The sequence below is a fragment of the Acinetobacter sp. RUH 2624 genome (assembly GCF_000162375.2).
GTDB lineage: Bacteria > Pseudomonadota > Gammaproteobacteria > Pseudomonadales > Moraxellaceae > Acinetobacter > Acinetobacter nosocomialis.
This window is the reverse complement of record NZ_KI391940.1, coordinates 385,350-410,702: the sequence shown is the minus strand read 5'-3', so window position 1 is coordinate 410,702 and position 25,353 is coordinate 385,350. Positions and strand designations below refer to the sequence as shown.

General features: G+C 40.1%; 23 protein-coding genes and 5 tRNA genes. 27 read left to right on the top strand and 1 reads right to left on the bottom strand.

Annotated features, from left to right (window positions below):
* Positions 1 to 2: 2 nt before the first annotated feature.
* Entirely contained in the window at positions 3 to 1,436 is a 1,434-nt protein-coding gene (gene argH / locus HMPREF0014_RS23975; RefSeq protein ID WP_006581161.1) for an argininosuccinate lyase, read from the bottom strand.
* Between argH and HMPREF0014_RS23970 the strand changes: the two genes are divergently transcribed.
* The 27 genes from HMPREF0014_RS23970 to rpoB all read left to right on the top strand — a co-directional run bounded on the left by HMPREF0014_RS23970 (position 1,427) and on the right by rpoB (position 25,341).
* Positions 1,427 to 2,566, top strand: coding sequence for a histidine kinase (locus tag HMPREF0014_RS23970; protein ID WP_006581160.1), 1,140 nt, complete (start codon positions 1,427 to 1,429; stop codon positions 2,564 to 2,566). The genes argH and HMPREF0014_RS23970 overlap by 10 nt on opposite strands.
* Positions 2,567 to 2,626: 60 nt before the next feature.
* Complete coding sequence (locus tag HMPREF0014_RS23965) at positions 2,627 to 3,367, top strand: LytTR family DNA-binding domain-containing protein (protein WP_004710910.1); 741 nt, start codon at positions 2,627 to 2,629, stop codon at positions 3,365 to 3,367.
* 99 nt (positions 3,368 to 3,466) lie between these two features.
* Positions 3,467 to 4,384 (top strand): hydroxymethylbilane synthase, encoded by a 918-nt coding sequence (gene hemC, locus HMPREF0014_RS23960; RefSeq protein WP_031944156.1) that lies wholly within the window; start codon positions 3,467 to 3,469, stop codon positions 4,382 to 4,384.
* A 4-nt stretch (positions 4,385 to 4,388) separates the two neighbouring features.
* Complete coding sequence (locus HMPREF0014_RS23955) at positions 4,389 to 5,156, top strand: uroporphyrinogen-III synthase (RefSeq protein ID WP_006581158.1); 768 nt, start codon at positions 4,389 to 4,391, stop codon at positions 5,154 to 5,156.
* An 8-nt stretch (positions 5,157 to 5,164) separates the two neighbouring features.
* Positions 5,165 to 6,004: a hypothetical protein gene (locus HMPREF0014_RS23950; RefSeq protein WP_004710903.1), complete on the top strand. Its 840-nt coding sequence runs from the start codon at positions 5,165 to 5,167 to the stop codon at positions 6,002 to 6,004.
* 9 nt (positions 6,005 to 6,013) lie between these two features.
* A complete protein-coding gene (locus HMPREF0014_RS23945; protein ID WP_004710901.1) occupies positions 6,014 to 7,207 on the top strand; it encodes a hypothetical protein in 1,194 nt (397 codons plus the stop codon).
* A gap of 7 nt (positions 7,208 to 7,214) precedes the next feature.
* Positions 7,215 to 7,655: a thioesterase family protein gene (locus HMPREF0014_RS23940; protein ID WP_004710900.1), complete on the top strand. Its 441-nt coding sequence runs from the start codon at positions 7,215 to 7,217 to the stop codon at positions 7,653 to 7,655.
* Between the two features lie 194 nt (positions 7,656 to 7,849).
* Positions 7,850 to 8,176: an H-NS histone family protein gene (locus HMPREF0014_RS23935; protein ID WP_006581157.1), complete on the top strand. Its 327-nt coding sequence runs from the start codon at positions 7,850 to 7,852 to the stop codon at positions 8,174 to 8,176.
* A 331-nt stretch (positions 8,177 to 8,507) separates the two neighbouring features.
* Positions 8,508 to 9,251: a type II secretion system protein N gene (gene gspN, locus HMPREF0014_RS23930; protein WP_006581156.1), complete on the top strand. Its 744-nt coding sequence runs from the start codon at positions 8,508 to 8,510 to the stop codon at positions 9,249 to 9,251.
* Positions 9,251 to 10,090: a type II secretion system protein N gene (locus HMPREF0014_RS23925; protein ID WP_004710893.1), complete on the top strand. Its 840-nt coding sequence runs from the start codon at positions 9,251 to 9,253 to the stop codon at positions 10,088 to 10,090. Before gspN ends, HMPREF0014_RS23925 begins: the two co-directional genes overlap by 1 nt.
* A gap of 41 nt (positions 10,091 to 10,131) precedes the next feature.
* Positions 10,132 to 12,408, top strand: coding sequence for a type II secretion system secretin GspD (gspD, locus tag HMPREF0014_RS23920; RefSeq protein WP_006581155.1), 2,277 nt, complete (start codon positions 10,132 to 10,134; stop codon positions 12,406 to 12,408).
* Positions 12,409 to 12,448: 40 nt separating this feature from the next.
* Positions 12,449 to 13,078 (top strand): FHA domain-containing protein, encoded by a 630-nt coding sequence (locus HMPREF0014_RS23915; protein WP_006581154.1) that lies wholly within the window; start codon positions 12,449 to 12,451, stop codon positions 13,076 to 13,078.
* A gap of 65 nt (positions 13,079 to 13,143) precedes the next feature.
* A complete protein-coding gene (locus tag HMPREF0014_RS23910) occupies positions 13,144 to 13,812 on the top strand; it encodes a phosphoglycolate phosphatase (RefSeq protein ID WP_006581153.1) in 669 nt (222 codons plus the stop codon).
* 108 nt (positions 13,813 to 13,920) lie between these two features.
* Complete coding sequence (gene trpE, locus HMPREF0014_RS23905; RefSeq protein ID WP_006581152.1) at positions 13,921 to 15,414, top strand: anthranilate synthase component I; 1,494 nt, start codon at positions 13,921 to 13,923, stop codon at positions 15,412 to 15,414.
* 98 nt (positions 15,415 to 15,512) lie between these two features.
* Positions 15,513 to 15,588: transfer RNA gene (locus HMPREF0014_RS23900), tRNA-Thr, on the top strand.
* Between the two features lie 56 nt (positions 15,589 to 15,644).
* A tRNA-Tyr gene (locus tag HMPREF0014_RS23895) sits at positions 15,645 to 15,728 on the top strand.
* 36 nt (positions 15,729 to 15,764) lie between these two features.
* Positions 15,765 to 15,840 (top strand) — tRNA-Gly (locus tag HMPREF0014_RS23890).
* A 13-nt stretch (positions 15,841 to 15,853) separates the two neighbouring features.
* A tRNA-Thr gene (locus tag HMPREF0014_RS23885) sits at positions 15,854 to 15,928 on the top strand.
* Between the two features lie 159 nt (positions 15,929 to 16,087).
* Entirely contained in the window at positions 16,088 to 17,278 is a 1,191-nt protein-coding gene (gene tuf, locus HMPREF0014_RS23880; protein WP_002157016.1) for an elongation factor Tu, read from the top strand.
* A gap of 60 nt (positions 17,279 to 17,338) precedes the next feature.
* Positions 17,339 to 17,414: transfer RNA gene (locus HMPREF0014_RS23875), tRNA-Trp, on the top strand.
* A gap of 75 nt (positions 17,415 to 17,489) precedes the next feature.
* A complete protein-coding gene (gene secE, locus HMPREF0014_RS23870) occupies positions 17,490 to 17,930 on the top strand; it encodes a preprotein translocase subunit SecE (protein WP_002157045.1) in 441 nt (146 codons plus the stop codon).
* Positions 17,931 to 17,937: 7 nt separating this feature from the next.
* The gene (gene nusG / locus HMPREF0014_RS23865) at positions 17,938 to 18,471 is read left to right on the top strand and encodes a transcription termination/antitermination protein NusG (RefSeq protein ID WP_002115092.1); all 534 of its coding nucleotides are present in this window, start codon (positions 17,938 to 17,940) and stop codon (positions 18,469 to 18,471) included.
* A gap of 109 nt (positions 18,472 to 18,580) precedes the next feature.
* The gene (rplK, locus tag HMPREF0014_RS23860) at positions 18,581 to 19,009 is read left to right on the top strand and encodes a 50S ribosomal protein L11 (protein WP_001074682.1); all 429 of its coding nucleotides are present in this window, start codon (positions 18,581 to 18,583) and stop codon (positions 19,007 to 19,009) included.
* Positions 19,010 to 19,012: 3 nt separating this feature from the next.
* Positions 19,013 to 19,708, top strand: coding sequence for a 50S ribosomal protein L1 (rplA, locus tag HMPREF0014_RS23855; protein WP_002156922.1), 696 nt, complete (start codon positions 19,013 to 19,015; stop codon positions 19,706 to 19,708).
* A gap of 319 nt (positions 19,709 to 20,027) precedes the next feature.
* The gene (gene rplJ / locus HMPREF0014_RS23850; RefSeq protein WP_006580925.1) at positions 20,028 to 20,534 is read left to right on the top strand and encodes a 50S ribosomal protein L10; all 507 of its coding nucleotides are present in this window, start codon (positions 20,028 to 20,030) and stop codon (positions 20,532 to 20,534) included.
* Between the two features lie 42 nt (positions 20,535 to 20,576).
* Positions 20,577 to 20,948, top strand: a complete 372-nt coding sequence (rplL, locus tag HMPREF0014_RS23845) for a 50S ribosomal protein L7/L12 (protein WP_001229360.1) — start codon at positions 20,577 to 20,579, stop codon at positions 20,946 to 20,948.
* A 304-nt stretch (positions 20,949 to 21,252) separates the two neighbouring features.
* Positions 21,253 to 25,341, top strand: a complete 4,089-nt coding sequence (rpoB, locus tag HMPREF0014_RS23840; protein ID WP_002156925.1) for a DNA-directed RNA polymerase subunit beta — start codon at positions 21,253 to 21,255, stop codon at positions 25,339 to 25,341.
* Positions 25,342 to 25,353: the final 12 nt, after the last annotated feature.

Sequence of the window (25,353 nt, the reverse complement as noted above, 5' to 3'; positions counted from 1 at the left end):
CCTTAAGCGTATAACTGTTCTAAACGTTTATGGGCACGGGCAATCGCAGCTTCAACCTGTTTTGGTGAAGTTCCGCCAATATGATCACGTGCATTTACCGAAGCTTCTAGTGTCAAAGCTTTATCAAATACATCTGCTGTAATTAGGTCAGAGAATTGTTGTAATTGCTCAAGTGTGAGTTCAGATAAATCTTTTTCTTCAGCCACACCTAATGCAACAGCTTTACCCACAATTTCATGCGCATCACGGAACGCAACGCCTTTTTTCACTAAATAGTCAGCAAGGTCTGTAGCAGTCGAGAACCCACGAAGTGCAGCTTCACGCATGATTTCAATATTTGGAACCAATGCAGGAATCATGTCTGCAAATGCCATGAGAGAACCACGAACCGTATCGATTGCATCAAATAAAGGTTCTTTATCTTCTTGGTTGTCTTTGTTATACGCCAATGGCTGACCCTTCATGAGCGTAAGTAAGCTAATTAAATCACCAAACACACGGCCAGATTTACCACGGATGAGTTCTGGAACATCAGGGTTTTTCTTCTGTGGCATGATTGAAGAACCGGTACAGAAGCGATCAGGAATATTCACAAATTTAAACTGTGCAGAAGTCCAAAGAATAAGTTCTTCAGACATACGTGATAAGTGCATCATGATTAAAGATGCTGCTGCATTAAATTCAATTGCAAAATCACGGTCTGATACAGCATCGAGTGAGTTTTCAGATACAGCTTCAAAGCCTAGTAATTCTGCTGTGTAAGCACGGTCAATCGGATAGGTGGTACCAGCAAGAGCCGCAGAACCAAGTGGCATACGGTTTACACGTTTACGGCAGTCTTGAAGACGCTCAGTGTCACGAACCAACATTTCAAACCATGCCAATAAGTGATGGCCGAAAGTTACTGGTTGAGCTGTTTGCAAATGAGTGAAGCCAGGCATAATGGTGTTTACATTTTTGGCAGCCAAGCCCAACAAACCTTTTTGTAAACGCTCTAATAAGCCTAAAATATCATCAATTTCGTCGCGAAGATAAAGACGGATATCAGTTGCAACTTGGTCATTACGACTACGACCAGTGTGTAATTTTTTACCTGTAATGCCGATACGTTGAGTCAAACGTGATTCAATGTTCATGTGAACATCTTCAAGATCGATACGCCATTCAAAGTTTCCAGCTTCAATTTCTGCGCGAATGGTGCTTAAACCTTCAATAATGTCGTCTCGTTCTGCTTCTGTCAGTACGCCAACTTTCGCAAGCATGGTAGCATGCGCAATAGAACCAGCGATGTCTTGCTTATAAAAACGTTGGTCAAACTGAACAGAGGCAGTAAATTCTGCTACAAAAGCGTCTGTCGCTTCAGAAAAACGACCACCCCACATACCTGAGGTTTGGTTTGGGGCTGCTGAATTAGGGGGATTTGAAGATGTGGTCATGGTGGCTCAGTAAAATAAAAAAGAGTATATCACTTGCCGAAGCTCAACAAACAAAGTTGTTTTCTACAGCATATCGAAATCAAAATTCCTCCTATTTTTTTACGAAAATTGATCGTTGGCAACACTTATTAGAATTAATTATTGCAAGTAATGTTTTGGCATTGGTTCTGGCCTTGGCGGAAGCGCAGTCTTGGCACGCATTAAGTGGGTCACGCTTTTTACAATATATGATTTTTATTAACTGGGTGATTTTGTCTTTTTTTGCTTTAGTTGAATATTTTCAAAATTTTTTTAGTCAGCTTCAGCAAAAATATGCTTTGGCCATTGGTTTTGTCTTGTTGCAAGCGATTGTGGTGGCGACCACCATCATAACTAATTTTTTTCAATTCGGAATTTTGAAAAGGATGTCTGCTACAGGACAGGACTGGAGTATTTATTTTACTCATGTCCCATTATATTTAAGTTATGGAATATTACTTGGCGCATTTTGTTTGCGCTATTTATATGTTCGGGAACAATGGTTGCATCAACAATATGCTGAATTAAATGCTCGTATTCAGGCTATGCAAGCACGTATTCATCCTCATTTTTTATTTAATAGTTTAAATAATGTGGTGAGTTTAATTACGATAGACCCAGATAAAGCAGAAAGTATGCTGATTAGTCTATCACGTTTATTTAGAGCGAGTTTTCAAGAATTAAAATTGGTAAGCTTGTATGAAGAAATTGAGCTTAGTAAACAATATTTAATAATTGAACAAATACGTTTAGGTGAGCGTTTACAAGTTGACTGGAAAATGGAAATTGAACCTTTGCAATTAAAGCAGGTCACGATTCCTTTATTGACATTACAACCTTTGTTAGAGAATAGTATTTTTCATGGGGTCGAACCAATGATAGGTAAAGCAACCATTGGGGTATTGGTTGAAATATTGCAAAATCAGGTCAGTATAGTCATTACCAACCCTTATACAGACGATACAATAAAATCACGGAAAGGGCATGGAATCGCTCTTGAAAATGTTAAGCAGCGCTTGAAGGCGTATTATGGGAACTCTGTTAGGTTCCAGGTGTATAAGGGTGAAACTTTATATACCACTATTATGAGCTATCACTACCAATCAAAATAATAAGTCAGTCAGAGTTAACCATAAAAAAATGGACCAAGTTAACGGTGACAAGGAGGATGAATGAAGGTGCTAATTTGTGATGACGAGCCACTTGCAGTGGAACGATTATCACGTTTAGTTTCAAAGATGGGACATGATGTTGTCGCAACAGCTCATCATGGCCAAGATGCCTTGGAACAGGCACGGCTTCATCAACCGGATGTGATTTTACTTGATATCCAAATGCCGGGTATGAATGGTCTCGTCTGTGCGGAGCAATTAAGTCAGCTTAATCCTCGACCTGCTATCGTATTTTGCACAGCCTATGATCAACATGCTCTAGAAGCATTTAAATCACAGGCACAAGCTTATCTTCTTAAACCGATTGACCCTCAAGAACTTGAGCAGGTTTTTAAGCAATTAACTCAACTTACTCAAGCGCAGCTCAGTGCCTTACCTAATCCTACGCTTTTGCAGGATTTAAAAACGCAAAGACATCAAATTGCTGCTAAAACCTATCGCGGTGTTGAGCTGATTCCTGTTGAAAATATCTATTATTTTTTGGCAGATCAGAAATATGTCACGGTACGACATAAAAATGGCAGTGTCTTGATTGATGAAACGCTAAAAGAACTTGAAACTGAATTTGCAGATCAGTTTATCCGTATTCATCGAAATGCTTTGGTCTCAATTGCTTATTTAGATGGTTTAGAGCTTGTGAGTTCAGGTCAGTATCAGGTTCGATTACGTGGCTTGGATGAAAGACTTTCCGTTAGCCGCCGTCATTTATCTACCCTTAGAGAGCGAATACACCAACTTTAACGAGTCAGCATCCTATTTTGTCAGTGAGATTTTACTTGCAATTTTAAGGGATCAAGTTAAGTTTAGGGTGTATTGTTTGACCAGCCCATGCTTGAATTTATGAAAACCTTGAAAATTGCTACACGACAAAGCCCACTTGCTCTTTGGCAGGCAGAACATATTCGTGCCCGTTTACAGGAGCTTCACCCAGATTTAACGGTGGAGTTGGTTAAGTTTGTCACGCAGGGCGATAAAATTTTAGATACACCTTTAGCAAAAATTGGTGGTAAAGGGTTGTTCGTTAAAGAGTTGGAAGCAGCACTTTTAGATGGTCGTGCCGACCTTGCTGTACATTCAATGAAAGATGTTCCGATGGCATTACCGGAAGGTTTAACTTTAGCGGTCATTTGCGAACGTGAAGATCCTTTAGATGCTTTTGTTTCGAATCAATTTGAAAAATTTGCTGATTTGCCGCAAGGAGCAAAAGTTGGCACCTCAAGTTTACGTCGTAAATCACAAATTTTAAAACAACGCCCAGATCTACAAATTGTTGATTTACGTGGAAATGTTGGAACTCGCCTAAGTAAGTTAGATGATGGTCAATACGATGCGATTATTTTGGCGAGCGCTGGTCTAAAACGTTTAGGATTAGAAGAACGCATTCGTCACTGTATCGAGCCAAGTGTAAGTTTGCCTGCGGTTGGGCAGGGTGCTCTTGGTTTGGAATGTCGTGCAGATGATCAAGACGTATTGGCTTTAATTCAACCTCTTTTACATACAGAGACTGATGTTTGTGTACGTGCTGAGCGTGCTTTTAATGCCTATCTTGAAGGTGGTTGTCAGGTTCCAATTGCAGGTTATGCAACCTTACAAGATGGCAAAATTCATATTGAAGGTCGCGTCGGAAGTCCTGATGGGCAAACATTATTGCGTGCTGAACTCACAGATGAAGCACACAATGCTCAGCAATTAGGTGAAAACCTTGCTCGAAACTTACTTGAACAAGGCGCTGGCGATTTATTGAAGGCTCTTTACTAACGTTATGCTGTTTATTAATACTCGACCTGATTCACGTGCGGCTGAATTAACTCAAGCATTGCAAAATAAGGGGTTTCAGGTCGAGTCTTTACCTCTTTTAGAATTGGTTGCTCAACCTTTTTCAGAATCACTCGCTCAACTCTATCAGCAGTTAACTGGCGCACAAGCGATTGTAGTGGTTAGTCCCACTGCTGTTGAAGTGGGTATGCAGTACTTAACGCAAAGTGGTTTAAAGCTAGATGACTTAAAACATATTCAGTGGATTGCGGTCGGACAAGCCACGGCAAATCGTCTCCATGAATATGGAATTGACGCGCATGTTCCAGATGTGGAAACGTCTGAAGGCATGCTTAATCTTCCTATTCTTCATAATATGCGACAGACGGGTAGTGTGGCTTTTTGGAGAGGTGAAGGTGGCCGTCAATTTATGATGGAAACTTTGCAACAGCAAGGCATTCAGATTTTGAATTTTGTCTTATATCATCGACAGTGCCCAGAAGTTTCATATTCAAAGTTCAAACATCTGACACAGAATTCAAATTATAATTTAGAAAAATGGCTTGTCTTAATTACTAGTGAGGCAAGCTGGAAATATTGGTTAGAGCTTTGTTTAAAAAATAATGTACAACCTGATTGTGTATATTTGGTTTTAGGGCCACGTCTTTTTCAACTTGTTAAAAAATATCGCGATCAACAACAGGCCTATTTTCACATTATTCAACTTGAAAATTTATCGCCTTCGGGGATGATTCATCACATTCAGGCATTATAAGGATTCGTATGAGAAAACTTGTTTCTATCATCATTTTGCTGAGCATCGCTTGGTTGGCTAAGCTCAGTTACGATATGTGGCAAATTTCTCGTACTGTTCCTGAGCTTCAGCAGAGCTTACTGCAATCGGAGCAGCAGTATGCCAATTTAAATGATCAATTGGTGGCATTAAAAAGACAAACACAGACTCAGTCGAGTAGTGACGTTCAAGCAGCACCTTTAACAAATCATGAAATCATTCATACTGGTATTACGCCAACGGTAGTCATTAAACAAAAATTAGATTTAATTCAGTTTGCGATAGATCAACAACAGTTTATTTTTGCGGTAGATCATTTAACTCAACTACAACAATCCTTACCACAATATGAAATTGCCCCGGCATTACAACACAGTTTAAATCAGGCGATTGAACAGGATAAACAGGCAATACAGCAATACGTAATTGCTCAAAATCAGCGTCATCAATTGATTGATGACTTACTGCAAACTATTGATAAGAATATTCAACAAGCATTAGCTCAACCTAAACTTGAAATGGATCAATCCGAGGCAGTGTCTTGGTGGAAAAAATGGTTCCGTATTGAAAAAGTAGAAACGCCGTCTATTAATTTAATGAATCGAAGTGTTGTATTTAAGGAAGTGCAATTAAGACTCTTAATTGCTGAGCAGGCACTAAATCAAGGAAAGATGGCAGAGTATCAAAATGAGCTGCAATCAGTAATGCAAAAACTAAATGAACTGCCAGACGCCACCAGTCAACAATTGAAAAACCGTATTGCTAAAGTGGCTCACTTATCTATCGTGCCTGTGCCTAAATTATCAACTCTTGGTCTATTAGGCTCATAAGGAGGACATATGAAACATCTCCTATGGGTTTACCTGCTCATTAGCTTAGTACTTTTTGCGGCTTTAGCTTTATTGAGTTATGGCTACGGCATGGGGTACGTCTATATCTACTGGCGTCAATTGCAACTGCAAACAAATGTGTGGGGCTTAGTCCTTACCTTTGTTGTGATGAGTTTTATTGCTCAGTTAATATGGCTTTGGATTAAACGTTATTCCTCGCGTGAACAGAGGAAAAGAGAAAATATTTTTCAATTTAAAAACCTTCATCCTTATGAGCAATTAGGTATTGTCTGGCTATTAGAAGCTGCCGAAGACCAACGGGTATTTATCGAACGCGTTTTTAATCAGTCGGGCCTTTTAAAAAATATTATTGATGCCAAGTTTTTGGTTTTAAGTGGAGATTATCAAAAAGCATTAGATGCTTTAGATCAATCCCCACCAATGGCTTTTGAATTAGCCGAGTTGCAGCGTATTGAAATATTTCTAGCTCAAAATGAAGCGGAACGTGCATTAACTCATCTTGAGTTTCTATATCAACATCAATTATCACCTTGGCTTGAAGAGATCGAGACAGCATATCAACAACGATTAACCGCGTTATGGGGGCAGCTTGCTTTACAGCAACCATGGGTATATTTGCGTTCAATGAAGTATGGATTATTGGACGCTGAGCATCGTGATTTATGGTTGCAACAGCTTCTACAACAATTCGATCAAGCTTCGGTAGACGATTTACATGCACTGCAACAGCGCTATCTAGATTTAGAGTCTGAAATTCAAACCAGACCTTATAGTAGTAAATTGCTATGGCTAAAACTTTTGGCCCGTATGCCAGAAATGAGTATTCAGCATGAAGCATTAACCTTGCATTTACTCAAAGAGCAATTTGATCCAGACGTATTTTACTTATGGTTTCAGCAACAATTGCTTAAGCAGGTTCCTGACTATGCAGATGTTGAGGAAAAGATTAATCAATTCGAATCTCAATATATGAATTTGCCGGTTTTAACATTTGCAAAATGGCATGTTTACATGGCAACGGAGCGTCAAGCTGAAGCAGAAATATTATTAAGTTTATACCCAGATAATATTTTAATGAGCTATTTACGTATTAAATCAACCTTAAAAGAAGATGATGAGTTAATCAAACAGTTAAACCTAATCTTTGAAAATGATGCGAATTTTTTAAAATTTAAAATATGAGGTAAAAATGAAAGAACTGTCTGTCTACCCTGTAATATACGACCAGAAAGTAGCATGGGGAGATATGGATGCTTTTGGTCATGTCAATAATGTACAATATTATAGATATATTGAAAGCTCACGTATTTTATATATGGAAAATGTAAATATATTGACCCCAAATATATATACTGTTGTTGCTTCAAGTCAGTGCAAATATTTAAAACCTGTGTTTTATCCAGATGTATTGAAAGTAGGGGTTCGTGTAGAAGAGATGCGCAATAGCGCATTCCGTATGGCTTATATATTATGGAGTGAAACGCAGCAGCAAATCGTTGCTACAGCTGAAGCAGTAATGGTTTGTGTAGATAAATCTACAGGTTTAAAATGTGAAATACCAAATGAAGTAAAAAGTAAAATTATTGAATTAGAAAAATCAGTAGGACATGACTTAATACATTTAGCTTAAATAAATATTAAGAAAATATATTTCAATTATAATTATTAATGTAATTAAAAAGTAAATTTATAGCATTATTCTGACGAACTCGTCTTTCAAACTATTGCTTATTGAATAGATTATAAATACTATTGGTTATGATTTAATGTTTTTAAATTTTGTCTGTATTATTTGAATTGTCTGTAAGACTGGAGTATTTATTAATGAAACCGGATATTAGTGAATTATCTGTTGAAGAGTTAAAACGCTTACAAGAAGAAGCAGAAGCTTTAATTGCAAGCAAAAAAGATCAAGCAATTGTAGATGCATATAATCAAATTATCGAGATTGCTGAAAATGTAGGTTTTAGTGTTGAACAACTTCTTGAGTTTGGTGCTCAAAAACGTAAGAAAACAACACGTAAATCTGTAGAACCACGCTACCGTAACAAAAACAACTCTGAAGAGACTTGGACTGGTCGTGGTAAACAACCACGCTGGTTAGTTGCTGAAATCGAAAAAGGTGCAAAACTTGAAGATTTCTTAATCTAATTGTATTGCTTCTTAAAAAGCCAAGCGATTTAGCTTGGCTTTTTTATTTTAAAAAGAATTAAAACTTTTATTTAAAAAATAAAGTATTCAATAAAGTGTTTAAATTCCTGAATAAATACATTGTTGAGACTAAATTTGCATTTAGTGAGATCAAACGTCAATTTTCATGATTTTGTCATACGTACAACTTATAGTCTTTAAGAAGACGCCAAGCCTGATTGCTTGGTTTTTTTATATGAAGTGAATTGGCGATGTTGAAAAAGTATGCATAATGTCAGACTAGAGAGGAACTCTCATATAAGGACGATAATTTGCATGTTGGTAAGGCTGAATGAAGAAAAAGTCTAAGCAATGGAAGTGGTGGTTTTTTGCCCTCATTGCATTTTTAATTTTTATTATTTTACAGATTCCGGCGACTTGGCTTATCTCTAAATTTTCAAAAAATAATCAAACTGTCCATAATGTAAGTGGCAACATCTGGCAGGGGCAAGCAGACTGGCATCGTGGTGCTTTACGGGGAACCATTCACTGGAAAACGAGACCTCTAGATTTACTTTTATTACGCTTTGCTGCAGATGTTGATATTCATAGCGGTAATACACAATTAGCGGGAATCATGGCATATGGTTTTGGCAAAAAAGTAATTGTACGAAATATGAATGGTCAAGTTGCTCCAGAAACACTGAAGCAGATTGTGAACTGGCAATGGCCTGTAAATAGTATTCAACTTAAAGATATTCAATTTAATTATAAAAAAGAGCAAGGCTTTGCAGCGGTTGATGGTCAGTTACATTGGGGTGGTGGAGCGCTGGTTTATAATATTGGTGATCGTCAAGATCGTATGAACATGCCTTCTTTAAGTGGGCAGTTGTCTGACCACAATGGACAGCTACAAGTTGACATCCGTGATCAGCGAAATCAAAAAATGGCGAATCTTCTACTTGATGCCAATATGATGCTTGATGTTCAACTCACACAGCGTTTATTGCTTAACGTTCCTTCTTATGACGGAAAAGCTGGTTTAGACACTTTTGTCATTAGTTCTCGCCAACCATTACTACAAGGTGGTAACTAATGAAAGCATGGCTTGATAAATTACAGCAATTACAATGGCAAAAATTAGATCGACTCAGTGTAGTCGTCTTAGCCATTTTAATTTTATGGTTGTGTTGGAAATTGGCTTCATTTTTTTGGTTGGTGATTGCTCCTCCACAAATGATGCAGTTTGATCGGGTAGAGCTCGGTTCTCAGCAGCCACAAATACCAAACATTAGTACTTTTTCACTTTTTAATGAACCTTCTGCCAATGCGGCTCAGGAAAGTGTGAATCTAGAATTACAAGGCGTAATGGTGGGTTATCCAAACCGCTTCTCTTCGGCTGTTATTAAAGTTGATAATATTGCTGAGCGTTATCGGGTTGGTGAAACCATTGGTTCTACTTCTTACCAACTGGCAGAAGTTTATTGGGATCATGTGGTGTTACGTCAAGGAAATGGCAGTACCCGAGAACTTGAGTTTAAAGGTTTGCCAAATGGGTTATATCAACCGATGACGCCAGATGCTTCACAACAACAACCTACTACACCTTCTCAACCTGCGGCACCTGTAAATACGACTCAACAAGCCCTAGGGCAAGCGATTCAGCAGATGCAAGGTAACCGAGAGCAGTACCTCAAAGATATGGGGGTCAGTGGCAACTCAAGTGAAGGTTATGAAGTTACAGAACGTACACCGACTGCGCTTAGAAATAAGTTAGGTTTAAGGCCTGGCGATCGAATTGTCTCTTTGAATGGTCAAACGGTTGGGCAAGGGCAAACGGATGTGCAATTACTTGAACAAGCTCGTCGAGCAGGACAAGTAAAAATAGAAATAAAACGTGGTGATCAAGTGATGACCATACAACAAAATTTTTAGTGATAACACGTCACCATAAGAGTTAGGAAATATCGCGAGTTATGGCTTTATTGAATCATCAACGTCCACTTTGGGCATTACTTGCATCAGCCCCATTGATTGCGACAGTGAGTAGCAGTGCCTATGCCCAAACATGGAAGATCAATTTACGTGATGCTGACTTAACTGCCTTTATTAATGAAGTTGCAGACATTACAGGAAAGAACTTCGCTGTAGATCCAAGAGTACGTGGTAATGTCACGGTTATTTCTAATAAGCCATTAAATAAAGATGAGGTTTATGACCTATTTCTTGGGGTTTTAAATGTAAATGGGGTTGTTGCAATTCCTTCTGGTAATACGATTAAGCTTGTACCGGATAGCAACGTTAAAAACTCAGGAATTCCTTATGATGCTAGAAATAGGGTTCGTGGAGATCAAATCGTTACACGAGTGATTTGGCTTGAAAATACTAATCCAAATGACTTAATTCCAGCACTTCGCCCTTTAATGCCCCAGTTTGCGCATATGGCTGCGATTGCAGGGACCAATGCACTGATTGTTTCGGACCGTGCCGCAAATATCTATCAGCTTGAAAATATTATTCGTAACTTAGACGGGACTGGGCAAAACGATATTGAAGCGATCAATCTTCAGTCGAGCCAAGCAGAAGAAATCATCACACAACTTGAAGCAATGAGCGCAACAGGTGCATCTAAAGATTTTAGCGGTGCTCGTATTCGTATTATTGCAGACAACCGAACAAACCGTATTTTAGTAAAAGGTGATCCAGAAACACGTAAGCGCATTCGTCATATGATTGAAATGCTGGATGTGCCTTCTGCTGATCGTTTGGGTGGCTTAAAAGTTTTTAGACTAAAATATGCGAGTGCTAAAAATTTATCAGAAATTTTACAAGGACTAGTCACTGGTCAAGCAGTATCTTCTTCTGGCAACAATAAGAACTCATCTAATTCATCAAATTCGATTAATGGTTTGATTGGGAATAACCAAAATTCTAGTTCAAACACGTCGGGTTCAAATGGTAGTTCAATATCTACCCCATCAATCAACCTAAATGGTAATTCAAACAATAGTAATCAGAACAATATCACCAGCTTTAACCAAAATGGTGTAAGTATCATTGCAGATAATGCTCAGAACTCATTGGTGGTTAAAGCTGATCCCCAATTAATGCGTGAAATTGAATCTGCAATTCAACAACTAGACGTCCGTCGTCAACAAGTGCTTATCGAGGCCGCAATTATTGAAGTCTCTGGAGATGATGCAGATCAACTTGGAATTCAATGGGCACTCGGCGATTTATCTAGTGGAATTGGTTTACTTAGCTTTAGTAATGTAGGGGCGAGTTTATCTTCTATTGCTGCTGGTTATTTATCGGGTGGTACGGCTGGAGCTGCATCTGCTATCGCTAATGGAGCTAATAAAGGTAATGGTGCAACTTTAGGATTGGGTAATTTTGATAACTCTCGTAAGGCGTATGGTGCATTAATTCAAGCTCTCAAAACCAATACAAAATCAAACTTACTTTCAACGCCATCCATTGTAACGATGGATAATGAAGAAGCTTATATTGTTGTAGGTCAAAACGTTCCATTTGTCACAGGATCAGTCACTACCAATAGTACGGGTATTAATCCATACACTACTGTGGAACGCAAAGATGTCGGTGTAACATTAAAAGTTATTCCACATATTGGTGAAGGCGGTACAGTACGTCTGGAAGTAGAGCAAGAGGTCTCTGCTGTTCAGGATAGTCGTGGGCAAGCTGCTGACTTGGTCACAAGTAAACGTGCTATTAAAACAGCTGTTTTGGCGGAACATGGGCAGACTGTAGTGCTGGGTGGTTTGGTATCAGATGACACATCACTTTCAAGACAAGGTATACCAGGATTAAGTAGTATCCCTTATGTTGGGCGATTATTCCGATCGGATAATAGAAGTAATGTAAAACGTAATCTACTTGTCTTTATTCATCCAACAATTGTAGGCGATGCGAATGATGTTCGCCGTTTATCTCAGCAGCGCTATAATCAGCTTTATAGCTTGCAATTGGCTATGGATAAAAATGGTAATTTTGCAAAATTACCTGAGCAGGTTGATGATGTTTACAATCAAAAAATGACACCTCCAAGTATTGGAACTCAATCCAAAAATTATCAACAGGTTCCATCAGGTGGAAAAAGCACGACCATAACCACACCTGTGGCGGTAGAGCCTGCTGTTCAGAAACAGACCTTGCAGTTACCTGATCCAGAAGTGAATCGAACTAAAAATACAGTAACAACAACGACACTGCGTCCAAGCACGGCACCGTAGTAGCATGTTATGATTGATAAAAAATGAATAGGACATAGGCATGACTTGGAAACTGCAAGCAATTACTGGTGAATTTACTGGTCAAGAAATTAGTATTGATCGTGATATGTTGGTGGGACGTCATCAAGATGCTGATTTGCTATTACAGGCCGCTGAAATTTCGCGTCGCCATGCGGCATTGCTTTTAAAGGACCAATTGTTATGGGTGCAAGACCTTAATTCATCAAATGGTACATTTGTAAACGATATTCGTATTGAGCAAGAAAAGCAGCTGCATGATGGTGATATTGTTCAATTTGCAAGTTTTAAATTTTCAGTACTAGCGCCTGCTCAAGAAAATAATGATTTACCTGAAATTGAAGCAGAGCCAGTACAAGCTGCACCGGCACAAGATTTAAGTGATCAAGGCATGCCAAGCCTCGCAGAGCGTGCTACAGAGGTGGAAGTTCGCCACGATGGTATGCCGCAGAATATTTCTATTCCAAAACCTGCACCGATTCCTGAAGGAGTGAATATTCATGCTCAGCCTGAGCAAACTCCGGTTGCTATTGAAGAACCTGTTTCTCGTGTAGCTGAAGAAAAAGAGCAGCAAAAGAATGCATCTATTGGTTTAATTACTATTATTATTTTAGTGATTTTGGCTGTATTGGCATGGTTATTCTTTAAATAATTCGTTGGTGCTTTTACAATCAAGGCATGCTAAACGCATGCCTTTTTAATTTTGAGTAGAAGAAAATGTCTGTTGCACAACTAAGTAAGCGCGATTTAATTTTATTTGACCTGGATGGAACGTTGGTTGACTCCGCTGCCGATTTATATCGGTCTATGAACTTAAGTCTGCAATCACTCAGTTGGCCATTGGTAACAGAAGCACAAATACGGGAATGGGTAGGTAAAGGAGCTTCAAAACTTTGTGAAAGTGTTCTGCTTCATATATTTGGAAAATTGGAGGCTGAACAACATCAGGTTTTATTGCAAAAGTTTGTAGACATATATGGTGCAGAGCTGTGTGTAAATACTCAAATTTACCCAGGCGTACCTGAATTTTTAAAACATTGCCAAACTTTGAATATAAAAATGGCATGTGTTACCAATAAGCCTGTCAAGCTTGCTCAAGGGTTACTAGATGCATTAGAACTTTCTCCTTATTTCCAAGTTGTACTTGGAGGAGATAGCTTACCTGAAAGAAAACCACACCCACTGCCATTATTACATTGCATGGAAAGCCTAAAAACATCTGCTTCACAATCGTTAATGATTGGTGACTCAAGTAATGATATTGAAGCTGCACGCCGTGCCGGAATTGATTGTATTGTGGTTAGCTATGGCTATAATCATGGAGAAAATATCTATGATTGCCAACCTCAGCAAGTTGTTGATAGTCTTGCTGAGTTAATTGTCTAATGGAGAAAATGGAGATAAGAATGAATAAGCGTATGGTTTTTCGATGGCGTGTCTAACTCGAATCTAGAAAAACACACTTTTAAATCGAAACCATATTAGAGAAGATTCATGACAACATTAGCGCAATTTGAGAAACTTAAAACTGCTGGTTACAATACTATTCCAGTCTATCGTCAAAGATTGGCAGATACTGAAACTCCATTATCGGTTTTTGCCCGCTTTAAAGATCAAACACAAGCTTACTTGTTTGAATCAGTTGAAGGTGGAGAGAACTGGGCTCGCTATTCTATGATTGGATTGGGTGAATCAACAGTTTTTTCCTGCAATGCTGGTGTTTTATCTATACAGCATGCTGATGGATCAATCACACAACAAGATTGTCTAGATCCATTTCAATACATTCGTGAATTCCAAAAACAATTTAAAGTACCCCCAGCCGATCTATTACCAGATTTACCAAGCTTTACAGGCGGATTAGTAGGTTATTTGGGCTATGACGCAGTCCGTTATATCGAGCCACGTTTAAAGAATGTTCCTACAGCCGATCCAATTACGCTTCCAGATTTATGGTTGATGCTTTCAAAGACGGTTATTGTTTTTGACAATCTTAAAGATACGTTATTTTTAATTGTTCATGCGGATGCAGAGCAGAGTAACGCCTATAATGATGCTCAACAAAAATTAGATCAATTAGAACAACTGTTGGCAACACCAGTTAGTTTGCAAGCGAAGCCGCATACACCTCCACATTTTGAATCAATCACTGGTAAAGCAAAATTTTTAGAGACAGTAGAAAAAGTTAAAGAATACATTCGTGCTGGCGATGTGATGCAGGTTGTTCCAGGGCAACGTATGGTTTCCGAATTTGATGGAGAAGCTTTACAGGTTTACCGTGCATTACGTCATCTAAATCCTTCACCTTATCTATTTTTAGTTCAAGGCCAAACGATTACTGATAAAAAACCATTTCATATAGTAGGTTCTTCGCCAGAAATTTTATCTCGTTTAGAAAATGGTATCGCTACGGTTCGGCCGTTAGCGGGAACCAGACCACGCGGTAAAACTAAAGAAGAAGATATTGCACTAGAAAAAGATTTGCTTTCTGACGAAAAAGAGATTGCTGAACATTTGATGCTGATTGACCTTGGTCGAAATGATGTAGGGCGTGTATCAAAAATTGGTAAGGTCCAAGTAACGGATCAAATGGTAATTGAGCGCTATTCACATGTCATGCATATTGTTTCAAATGTGCAAGGTGAAGTGCGTGATGATATCGATGCACTTGATGTATTTAAGGCAACCTTCCCGGCAGGAACCTTATCCGGTGCCCCAAAAATACGCGCAATGGAAATTATTGATGAAGTAGAGCCCGTAAAACGAGGTGTCTTTGGTGGAGCAGTGGGATATTTAGGTTGGCATGGTGAAATGGATATGTCGATTGCAATCCGTACTTGTGTTATCCGTGATAAAAAAGTGTATGTGCAAGCTGGAGCAGGGCTTGTTGCTGACTCAAATCCAGAATCTGAGTGGAATGAAACCCAAATAAAAGCTCGCGCAGTGATCAAAGCGGTTGAATTATCATCAAACGGATTGATTTTATGAGTTTTTAGCGGTTTTTTTTAAAAAACCGCTTGCATCGTTTGGAAGTTTTGCTAAACTGCACACCGTTCCGATACGAAACGTACGAAACACTAAGAAACGCCGGCATAGCTCAGTTGGTAGAGCAACTGACTTGTAATCAGTAGGTCCACAGTTCGAATCCGTGTGCCGGCACCATTTTAAAGTGTTAAGTTGAATGAGTAAAGAACAGCACTGTAGATAAGTGCGATATTGGTGAGATTCCCGAGCGGCCAAAGGGGGCAGACTGTAACTCTGTTGCGAAAGCTTCGAAGGTTCGAATCCTTCTCTCACCACCATCCTAAACTTCGAATGAAGTGGTTATTACCAACGTTGCGGGAGTAGCTCAGTTGGTAGAGCGGCAGCCTTCCAAGCTGCATGTCGCGAGTTCGATCCTCGTCTCCCGCTCCATCGAAGGATAGTCGCTCTTATAGCTCAGTGGTAGAGCACTCCCTTGGTAAGGGAGAGGTCTCGAGTTCAAATCTCGATAAGAGCTCCAGATATTAAAGTTTGAGTGGATTTCCACAAAGTTTTCAGAAAGCAGGCTATATAGTCTGCTTTTCAAGTATTGGGTGTCTGTTTTTTAGGCGATATGTCGATAAGCTGAGTTAGTTCAGCGCCATTTGTAGTTGGTTCGACGTAAACGAGGAAGATCATCATGGCTAAAGCCAAGTTTGAACGTAATAAACCACACGTAAACGTGGGTACAATCGGTCACGTTGACCATGGTAAAACAACTTTAACTGCTGCGATTGCAACTATTTGTGCAAAAACTTACGGCGGTGAAGCGAAAGATTACTCGCAAATCGACTCAGCACCTGAAGAAAAAGCACGTGGTATTACAATTAATACTTCACACGTAGAATACGATTCTCCAATTCGTCACTACGCACACGTTGACTGCCCGGGCCACGCCGATTACGTTAAAAACATGATCACTGGTGCTGCTCAGATGGACGGCGCGATTCTTGTATGTGCTGCGACTGACGGTCCAATGCCACAAACTCGTGAACACATCCTTCTTTCTCGTCAGGTTGGTGTACCTTACATCATCGTATTCTTAAACAAATGCGACCTTGTTGACGACGAAGAATTACTTGAATTAGTAGAAATGGAAGTTCGTGAACTTCTTTCTACTTACGACTTCCCGGGTGATGACACTCCAGTAATCCGTGGTTCAGCTCTTGCTGCTCTTAACGGTGAAGCAGGTCCTTACGGTGAAGAATCAGTTCTTGCTCTTGTAGCAGCTCTTGACTCTTACATCCCAGAACCAGAACGTGCTATCGACAAAGCATTCTTAATGCCAATCGAAGACGTATTCTCAATTTCTGGTCGTGGTACAGTAGTAACAGGCCGTGTAGAATCTGGTATCGTTAAAGTTGGTGAAGAAGTAGAGATCGTTGGTATTAAAGATACAGTTAAAACAACTGTAACTGGCGTAGAAATGTTCCGTAAACTTCTTGACGAAGGCCGTGCAGGCGAGAACTGTGGTGTATTACTTCGTGGTACTAAGCGTGAAGACGTACAACGTGGTCAAGTACTTGCTAAACCAGGTACAATCAAGCCGCACACTAAATTCGACGCAGAAGTATACGTACTTTCTAAAGAAGAAGGTGGTCGTCACACTCCATTCTTAAATGGTTACCGTCCACAGTTCTACTTCCGTACAACTGACGTAACTGGTGCGATCCAGTTGAAAGAAGGCGTTGAAATGGTAATGCCAGGTGACAACGTTGAAATGTCAGTAGAATTAATCCACCCAATCGCAATGGACCCAGGTCTACGTTTTGCGATCCGTGAAGGTGGTCGTACTGTAGGTGCTGGTGTTGTTGCGAAAGTAACTGCATAAGCATAATATAGTGACGTATTACGTCTCAAGTTGAGAGCTTTGGCTCTCAACTTGCTTTATAGGTCAGTAGTTCAATTGGTAGAGCGTCGGTCTCCAAAACCGAATGTTGGGGGTTCGAGTCCCTCCTGACCTGCCATATTTTGAAATAAAAAGCTTGATGCTGGCTTAGTTGTTCATATAATAAGTCGCGAGTTCTACGACGAGTACAAAAATGTCGAATGATAAATCGCGTGACGCATTGAGCGACGCGCCAATTCCTCAAAGAAATAATTCTGCTGAAGTTGTTCGTACTGGTTCGCCTTTAGATATCGTTCTATGGGTGATAGCAATTGCATTATTGCTCTCGGCTACCATGGTGAATCAGCATTTACCAGCGTATTGGGCCCCTGCAAATAATGTATGGGTGCGCGTTGGGGTAATTTTTGCTTGTATCGTTGTGGCTTTAGGTTTATTATACGCCACCCATCAAGGTAAAGGCTTCGTTCGTTTGCTGAAAGATGCACGAGTCGAATTGCGTCGAGTAACTTGGCCAACAAAACAAGAAACAGTCACTACATCGTGGCAGGTTCTATTGGTTGTAGTTGTTGCATCGTTAGTATTATGGTGCTTTGACTATGGTTTGGGTTGGTTAATTAAGTTGATTATCGGGTAAAAGAGCTATGAAACGTTGGTACATTATTCATGCCTACTCTGGTTATGAAAAACAAGTGATGCGTTCACTTACAGAACGAATCCAGCGTAGCGCTGTTGCCGATAGCTTTGGTGATGTCCTAGTTCCTACCGAAGAAGTGGTAGAAATGAAGGATGGTAAGAAACGTAAATCTGAGCGTAAATTCTTTCCTGGCTATGTGTTAGTTGAAATGGAAATGAATGATGATACTTGGCACATTGTTAAAGAATGTCCGAAAGTATTAGGTTTTATCGGGGGTACACCTGAAAAACCAGCGCCAATCACTCAACGTGAAGCAGATGCGATTCTTGCGCGTGTACGTAATACTGGTGAAGCTCCACGTCCTAAGACGATGTTTGAACCAGGTGAAGAATTACTCGTTATTGACGGTCCATTCACAGACTTTAAAGGTGTGGTGGAAGAGGTTCAATACGACAAGTCACGTTTAACGTTGACGATTAACGTGTTTAATCGACCAACTCAGGTTGAACTCGAATTTCGCCAAGTCGAAAAAACGATTTAATCTTAATTGGTTGAAAAGCGCCCGATTTTATCGGGCATTGTTGTTGTAACAGTGTTGTTACGTAGAAATTGGGGAGCCTAACGGCGCCTGTACCCAGAGGTATTTTAAAATGGCTAAGAAGATTGACGGCTATATCAAGCTGCAAGTTCCAGCTGGTAAAGCAAATCCATCTCCACCAATTGGTCCTGCACTAGGTCAACGTGGTGTAAACATCATGGCATTCTGTAAAGAATTCAATGCTGCTACACAAAAAGTTGAACCAGGTCTTCCAATTCCTGTAGTGATTACTGTGTACAACGACAAGTCGTTCACATTCATCATGAAAACTCCTCCAGCTTCTATTCTTCTTAAGAAAGCTGCTGGTATCCAAAAGGGTTCATCTGTACCTAACAAAACTAAAGTTGGTAAGTTGACTCGTGCTCAATTAGAAGAAATCGCGACTACTAAAGAACCAGACTTAACTGGTGCTGATTTAGACGCGCGTGTTCGTACCATTGCTGGTTCTGCACGTTCTATGGGCTTGGAAGTGGAGCTATAAGACATGGCAAAGTTAACTAAACGTCAAAAAGCCATTGCTGCTGCTGTAGAAGCAAACAAAGTTTACACTTTGGAAGAAGCAGTACAGGTTCTTAACAGCTTACCTGCTGCAAAGTTCAAAGAATCTTTAGACATCTCTGTAAACCTTGGCGTAGATCCACGTAAATCTGATCAGGTTGTTCGTGGTGCTACTACATTACCTGCAGGTACTGGTAAAACTGTACGTGTAGCTGTATTTGCTCAAGGCGCTCAAGCAGAAGCTGCTAAAGAAGCTGGTGCTGATGTTGTAGGTTTTGATGACCTTGCTGAAAGCATCCAAGGTGGAAACCTTGACTTTGATGTTGTGATCGCTGCTCCAGACGCTATGCGTGTTGTTGGTAAGCTCGGTACAATTCTTGGTCCACGTGGTTTAATGCCAAACCCTAAAGTAGGTACTGTAACTCCTGATGTTGCGAATGCTGTTAAAAACGCAAAATCTGGTCAGGCTCGTTACCGTGTAGACAAAGCGGGTATTATCCACGCTGCGATTGGTCAAGTTGGCTTTGATGCTGCTGCAATCCGTCAAAACGTTGAAACTTTAGTTGCTGACTTGAAAAAGTTAAAACCTGCAACTTCTAAAGGTGTATACATCAAAAAGATCACTTTGAGCTCAACTATGGGTCCTGGTCTTACTGTTGATGTAAACAACGTTTCTAACTAAGTTTTAACTTAGTTCTGTACAGAATTTTAAAGTCCTGATTGAGTAGGTAGTAAAAATAGGAATAAATTTCTATTTTTGCGCAGTTAAAGCAACGCTTTGACTCTTGCTTATCAGGCGGACTTTGAATTGATGAATGAGAATTTATCAGCGTCAAAGACCTCAGGCGAGAAGGCGTTATTTTCGGATAGCGGCTTTTCTTAATAATCCAGCCTGCGTAGACGCGGTGGTGTGATTTGTTCCTCCTCCGCGTGTAAGTCGAAAGGCTTACGAATTGGGAGTGTGCCCATTGGGTGCATAAATCACCTTAGGAGGTTTTACAATGGCTCTTCTTATCGAAGACAAAAAACAGATCGTTTCAGAAGTAAGTGAAGTTGCTTCTAAAGCGTTTGCAGCCGTTGTTGCTGACTATCAAGGTTTAAGCGTAGAGCAATTAACAACACTTCGTGTTGAAGCTCGTAAGTTAGGTGTAACTACACGTATCGTACGTAACACTTTGGCTAAGCGCGCATTCCAAGGTACTCAATTTGATATCTTGAACGACAACCTTGTTGGTCCAACAATTCTAGGTTTTTCAACTTCTGAAGATGACATGGGTGCAGCTGCACGCTTGTTTGAAGAATTTGCAAAAGCTAACAAAGCATTTGAATTAAAAGCTGCTGCATTTGACGGCAAAGTTTATCAAGGTGCTGATGTTAGCGTAATTGCTAATCTTCCAAACCAAGAGAAAGCGCTTACTATGCTTGCCTCTGTTCTTCAAGCTCCTATTTCGAAATTGGGTCGCCTCATTACAGCGCTCAAAGAGAAAAACGAGTCAGAAGCTGCTTAATCAATTTTACACACCATTCAATATCCATTTGGAGTTATTCTCATGGCTTTAACTAACGAAGAAATCTTAAACGCAGTTGCTGAAAAAACTGTTCTTGAACTTGTTGAATTAATTTCTGCTTTCGAAGAGAAATTCAACGTTTCAGCTGCAGCTGTTGCTGTTGCTGCTCCAGCTGGTGGCGCTGCTGCAGCTGCTGAAGAACAATCTGAATTCAACGTTGAGTTGACTTCTTTCGGTGCTAACAAAGTAGCTGTTATTAAAGCAGTTCGTGAAGCAACTGGCCTTGGTCTTAAAGAAGCTAAAGACCTAGTTGAAGGTGCTCCTCAAGTTCTTAAAGAAGGCGTTTCTAAAGAAGAAGGCGAAGAACTTAAGAAGAAACTTGAAGAAGCTGGTGCTACAGTTACACTTAAGTAATTGTAAAAGGAGTCGGTTTTTAAATCGGCTCCATAAAATGGCTGATGGCTCTTGGGTCATCAGCCTTTTTGCGTTACAATAATCGGCTCGATTTTTGTTAGTTTTGTTTGATTTTTAGAAAAATCTAAATAAAACAAGAAATTTCAAATGTTTACCAATATTTTTCTTTTTTAAAAATATTGTTAAGCGTTTTTATACCACTAAAAATTGCAGCATTTGTAAACAGTGGTGGCCATATCGGCCTGCGTAATTCCTTCTGAGCCCGTTCTGCAGGCGGGCTTAGTTTACTTTCCGAGGACTCCAGATGGCATACTCATATACCGAAAAGAAACGGATCCGTAAGAATTTTGGTAAATTGCCCCAAGTAATGGATGCACCGTACTTACTATCGATTCAGGTCGATTCGTACAGAACATTCTTGCAAGATGGCAAAACTCCAAAAAACCGCGAAGATATCGGTCTCCAAGCCGCATTTCGTTCAGTTTTTCCTATCGAAAGTTATTCTGGCAATGCTGCTTTAGAATTTGTTGAGTATAGCCTTGGTAAACCTGAGTTCGATGTACGCGAATGTATTCTTCGTGGTTCGACTTATGCGGCACCAATGCGCGTTAAAATTCGTTTGATTATTAAAGATCGCGAAACTAAATCAATTAAAGACGTACGTGAACAAGAAGTCTATATGGGTGAAATTCCACTCATGACTGAAAACGGTACCTTTGTTATCAATGGTACTGAGCGTGTAATCGTATCTCAATTACACCGTTCACCAGGCGTATTCTTTGACCATGATAAAGGTAAGACTCACTCAAGTGGTAAAGTGTTGTATTCAGCACGTATCATTCCTTACCGTGGTTCATGGTTAGACTTTGAATTTGATGCAAAAGACCTTGTTTACGTACGTATTGACCGTCGTCGTAAATTACTTGCTACTGTTGTGTTACGTGCACTAGGTTATAACAATGAACAAATCTTGAATTTGTTCTACGAAAAAGTACCTGTGTATCTTGACATGGGCAGCTATCAAATTGACCTTGTTCCTGAGCGTTTACGTGGTGAAATGGCTCAATTTGATATTGCTGACAATGAAGGTAAAGTCATTGTTGAGCAAGGCAAACGTATTAATGCGCGTCACGTACGTCAAATGGAAGCTGCAGGTTTAACTAAACTTTCAGTTCCTGATGAATACTTATATGAACGTATTACGGCTGAAGATATTACTTTACGTGATGGTGAAGTAATTGCTGCAAATACGTTGTTAAGCCATGAAGTAATGGTGAAATTGGCAGAAGGTGGTGTTAAACAATTTAACATCCTATTCACGAATGACATCGACCGTGGTTCATTTGTTGCTGATACATTGCGTGCAGACACAACAGCGGGACGTGAAGAAGCATTAGTAGAAATCTACAAAGTGATGCGTCCAGGCGAGCCGCCAACAAAAGAAGCTGCTGAAAACCTATTCAATAACTTATTCTTCTCTTCTGAGCGTTATGACTTATCTCCAGTAGGTCGTATGAAGTTCAACCGTCGTCTAGGTCGTCCTTACGAAGTTGGTACTGATCAAAAATCTCGTGAAGTTGAAGGTATTTTATCGCACGAAGATATCATCGATGTATTACGTACGTTGGTTGAAATCCGTAACGGTAAAGGCGAAGTAGACGATATCGACCATTTAGGTAACCGTCGTGTACGTTCTGTTGGTGAAATGACAGAGAACCAATTCCGTGTTGGTTTAGTACGTGTTGAGCGTGCTGTTAAAGAGCGTTTAAGCCAAGCAGAAACTGATAACTTGTCTCCACAAGACTTGATTAATGCTAAGCCAGTTGCTGCTGCAATCAAAGAATTCTTTGGTTCAAGCCAGTTATCTCAATTCATGGACCAAAACAACCCATTATCTGAGATTACACATAAGCGTCGTGTATCTGCGCTTGGCCCAGGTGGTTTAACACGTGAACGTGCAGGCTTTGAAGTACGTGACGTACATCAAACTCACTATGGTCGTGTGTGTCCAATTGAAACGCCTGAAGGTCCAAACATTGGTTTGATTAACTCGCTTTCTGTATATGCAAAAGCGAATGACTTCGGTTTCTTGGAAACACCATACCGTAAAGTTGTAGATGGTCGTGTAACTGATGACGTTGAATATTTATCTGCAATTGAAGAAGTAGGTACTGTTATTGCACAGGCCGACTCAGCAGTAGATAAAGATGGCAACTTAACAGAAGAATTTGTTTCTGTTCGTCACCAAGGTGAATTCGTACGTATGCCACCTGAAAAAGTGACGCATATGGACGTTTCTGCACAGCAGGTTGTATCTGTTGCTGCATCACTTATTCCATTCCTTGAACACGATGACGCGAACCGTGCATTGATGGGTTCGAACATGCAACGTCAGGCTGTTCCTACTTTACGTGCTGACAAGCCTCTTGTTGGTACTGGTATGGAAGCGAATGTAGCACGTGATTCGGGTGTGTGTGTAATCGCAAACCGTGGTGGTGCAATTGAATATGTAGATGCTTCTCGTATCGTTATTCGTGTAAACGAAGATGAAATGGTTGCAGGTGAGGCAGGTGTAGATATCTATAACCTCATCAAATATACACGTTCGAACCAAAATACTTGTATTAACCAAAATGTTATCGTGAATTTGGGCGACAAAGTTGCTCGTGGTGACATCTTGGCAGATGGTCCGTCAACAGACATGGGTGAACTTGCGCTTGGTCAAAACATGCGTGTAGCGTTCATGACATGGAATGGTTACAACTATGAAGACTCGATCTTATTATCTGAGCGTGTTCTTCAAGAAGACCGTTTAACTTCTATTCATATTCAAGAATTGTCATGTGTGGCACGTGATACTAAGTTAGGTGCAGAAGAAATTACTGCCGATATTCCTAACGTAGGTGAAGCTGCGCTTTCTAAACTTGATGAATCAGGTATCGTTTATATCGGTGCTGAAGTTACTGCTGGTGACATCTTAGTTGGTAAAGTAACGCCTAAAGGCGAAACTCAGTTAACTCCTGAAGAAAAATTGCTTCGTGCAATCTTTGGTGAAAAAGCTGCTGACGTTAAAGATTCATCTTTACGTGTTCCATCTGGTACTAAAGGCACAGTTATCGACGTTCAAGTCTTCACTCGTGATGGCTTAGAGAAAGATGACCGTGCATTAGCGATTGAAAAAGCACAGCTTGATTCTTATCGTAAAGACTTGAAAGAAGAGTATAAAATCTTCGAAGAAGCGGCTCGTGAACGTGTAATTCGTTTACTTAAAGGTCAAGAGTCTAATGGCGGTGGTTCAACTAAACGTGGCGATAAACTTTCTGAAGATTTATTGTCTGGCTTAGAGCTTGTTGATTTACTTGAAATTCAACCGACAGATGAAGCAATCGCTGAGCGTTTAACTCAGATTCAAGTGTTCTTGAAAGAGAAGAGCGCAGAAATTGATGAGAAATTCGCTGAGAAGAAACGTAAGCTTGCAACAGGTGATGAGTTAACAACTGGCGTATTGAAAGTTGTTAAAGTTTACTTAGCTGTTAAACGTCGTATTCAGCCTGGTGATAAGATGGCTGGTCGTCATGGTAACAAAGGTGTTGTTTCTAACATCTTACCTGTTGAAGACATGCCACACGATGCGAACGGTGTACCTGTAGATATCGTATTGAACCCGTTGGGCGTACCATCTCGTATGAACGTGGGTCAGATTCTCGAAACTCACTTGGGTATGGCGGCTAAAGGGCTTGGTGACAAAATCGAAAAAATGTTGAAAGAACAGCGTACAGTTTTAGAACTACGTGAATTCTTAGACAAGATTTATAACAAAGTCGGTGGCGAGCAAGAAGATCTTGATAGCTTGACTGATGATGAAATCCTAGCACTTTCAGGCAACTTGCGTGCTGGTGTTCCTTTGGCTACTCCTGTATTTGATGGTGCTGAAGAAAGTCAAATTAAAGATTTACTTGAGTTGGCTGACATTTCACGTACAGGTCAAACAGTATTGTTTGATGGACGTACAGGTGAACAGTTTGACCGTCCAGTAACTGTTGGTTACATGTACATGTTGAAGTTGAACCACTTGGTTGATGACAAGATGCATGCGCGTTCAACTGGTTCGTACTCATTAGTTACACAACAACCGCTTGGTGGTAAAGCACAATTCGGTGGTCAGCGTTTCGGTGAGATGGAAGTATGGGCACTTGAAGCATACGGTGCAGCATATACACTCCAAGAAATGCTCACAGTGAAGTCGGATGACGTTGAAGGCCGTACTCGCATCTATAAGAATATTGTAGATGGTAACCATTATATGGATCCGGGTATGCCTGAATCGTTCAACGTATTGACCAAAGAGATCCGTTCTTTAGGTATCAACATTGAACTGAAAAATGGTGATTAAGTCGTAAGACTC